Genomic DNA, 824 nt, shown 5'->3' with positions numbered 1-824 from the left:
ATAAATATCCTGAGGGCAATCTGCATAGATCGGATGACCTTTGAGACTGCTTTCGGTCAGTTTTGTTTCATTAATATCTTTTGAAAAGTCATGATAAAATTTTGCCTCAACACGATTAGGATTCATTGTTGAGAATTCAGTTATATTGGTGTTGTTTTTGATATTAAGGGCTTGCAATATCATTTTTCTGGGATGTTGTTGTATATTGGGATTAATAAGAAATTCTGGACAAAATACTTCAGTGTCATTTTTTGATATAGATTTCTTTTTCCATATCTGATCAACAAGATTTTTTTCTTTTTTTATACCTTTTTCAAATTCTATACTCTTGATAATTGTACGTATATCTTGGTCATTTTTAGAAATTATAAGTTGAAATTTAGCTTTTTTCACTGCTTTTCGTGCAATTAATAATGTTTCATTTGACCGTTTATATAAGGAATAATCCATTCCGTTCATTCTAACAATAGGAACTCCCCACTCTAATAGTTTTAGTGGAGAATTGAACATGTAAATCGCTTTTTTAGCTTCAATGTCATAATCAGTTGTTGGCTGAATAACTTCAATTATTCCTGTCGTTTTTGAAGATTCTACCTTGGGTTCAGATGAACATATTTTTGTTCTTTTAAATAATGCAACTTTTAATTTTTCTTTATCAGAACTATTGTCATATTTGTTATCTTGATAATATAGAAATGCGGTAGATGCTAAAGTAAATAGTAAAAGTAGTATACCTATGTATTTTATTCTCTTAGCAATGACTTTTATTCTTGGACTACTATCTGTAAATTCCTCGTTTTTTTGGCTAACGGCTATTAAAGTGA

The 824-nt window shown here is 29.2% G+C and carries 1 protein-coding gene; it reads right to left on the bottom strand.

Features of this window, described 5'->3' with window-relative positions:
• A partial coding sequence (locus A3G19_RS02085) for a hypothetical protein (RefSeq protein WP_294870341.1) occupies positions 1-824 on the bottom strand: 824 nt, incomplete at both ends.

It is taken from the genome of Sulfuricurvum sp. RIFCSPLOWO2_12_FULL_43_24 (assembly GCF_001829605.1).
Classification (GTDB): domain Bacteria; phylum Campylobacterota; class Campylobacteria; order Campylobacterales; family Sulfurimonadaceae; genus Sulfuricurvum.
The sequence above is the reverse complement of the archived record's forward strand: the minus strand, read 5'-3'. Positions and strand labels throughout refer to the sequence as shown.